A 783-nucleotide genomic window follows, 5' to 3' on the forward strand; every position below is an offset into this window, starting at 1 on the left:
GCGATTTGCTTGAGGCTCTTACTTGTTATGTAGATGAACGAGAAGTGATTCGGCTGGTGTTTCACCAACTCTTCAAGTGCACCTAAGATTACCGGGCGATTACAAAAGCCAGACACAGGATCAAAATCGGTCAGCTTTTGAATCATCTCAGCTTGTTGTTTGTTTTCACTCAAATCTTGCAACAGCAGCATCAAGGCGGTGTGCCCGTTGTGCTGAATCAGTGTTGCTTCTATTAAACAATCGATGGTTTCGCCGTGGCTGTCTAGCATCTGTGCTTCAAACTGATTGCGGCCATGTTGAAGCTCTCGATACATTGCATCAACACGACACTCATCTGCAGTCGTAGGGCAGAGCGTGTCTAATGGCTGCTCAAGAAGGTCGGACTTTTTATAACTCAGTAGTTCAAGCGCTCGATGGTTGGCGTCGACGATTTCACGTTCAATAACGATCAGCATGCCTAACGATGAGCTGTGGTAAAGTGCGCCGAATTTCTCCATGGAGTCTTTCAGCTGTAACTGAGTCATAGACGTGTTTTCAGAGAGCTTTTGCACAAGCTTTGTCGCGAGTTCTAACTCATCGAACTTTACGGACTGCAAACCTTCAAGCTGATATTGGGAGGCGATTTCGTTAATGCCTTCTGCAAAGTGGCTAAAGCGTGTTGCCACCTTTCTTTTGAAGATGAAAAACGTGCTGGTAGCAATGACTGACGCTACCACCCCAACCGTCGCAAAGAGGTAAATAAAGAGTGTATTACCTTTTGAATAGTGTTCGCGTTTGGTTTGT

General features: G+C 45.6%; 1 protein-coding gene. It reads right to left on the bottom strand.

The window, feature by feature from the left end; all coding sequences use genetic code 11:
* Positions 1-783 (bottom strand): PAS domain-containing protein (locus tag R7E78_RS25965; protein WP_318058586.1); only part of this gene is annotated, 783 nt, incomplete at both ends.

Source organism: Vibrio sp. YT-19(2023) (genome assembly GCF_033337395.1).